This is a genomic window from Enterobacter sp. ZOR0014, from assembly GCF_000798855.1.
Classification (GTDB): Bacteria; Pseudomonadota; Gammaproteobacteria; order Enterobacterales; family Enterobacteriaceae; genus Enterobacter; species Enterobacter kobei.
On sequence record NZ_JTLF01000205.1, the window covers coordinates 1 to 679 of the forward strand.

Sequence of the window (679 nt, forward strand, 5' to 3'; positions counted from 1 at the left end):
ACGATTAGAGCTTCATTACCAAAGAAAATCTCACGTGAGTTATAATCTAATTTCATTTTTTATTTTCCTTTTTATTTTTTTATGCAGTACGTTTCCAATAATATATTGTCGTTGAACCAATTACTGCTGAACCGATATTTTCCCATGCAATCCTAAATATATATTAATCAATATCAATATTCCACATGCAAACAGGATATATTAAATCTTGTAACTGTGACATAATTTGAGCCATTGAGTATTTGTTAGGGTGTATCGATCCATAAGTAACGCCATCTGAATTTAAAGCTGACCATGTTTTTATAGACATATCATTATGTGCGTAAGTTCTCGCTGTAAAATCAGCAAACGCACACTCGTATTTACGACATAATTCTTGTATTATAGGTCTAACATTTTGAAACCACTCTACATAGGTTCTCCCAGTATTATAAACTGTTCCAACTGTTGGCAAAGTGATGATAATAGCCAAATCTTTTACGGTTTTATTATAAGCTGGTCTACCATTAACACTTGTATTTCCTCTTATTCTTTTCAATCCTTCTTCCATATTTGTTTTAAATAAGTTTAATCTTTGTTCTAGTGTTAACCCAGCGAACTTCGTATGGTTTTTATCAGCGTCATTCATTCCCCATCCAATTATTAAAAGGTCTGGGTTATGTTCCATCGATGTATGTTC

At 32.1% G+C, this 679-nt stretch carries 1 protein-coding gene; it reads right to left on the bottom strand.

Annotation, left to right across the window (positions count from 1 at the left end):
- Positions 1-163: 163 nt before the first annotated feature.
- On the bottom strand, positions 164-679 hold a 516-nt coding region (locus tag L977_RS24505; protein WP_156118167.1), incomplete at its 5' end, for an SGNH/GDSL hydrolase family protein.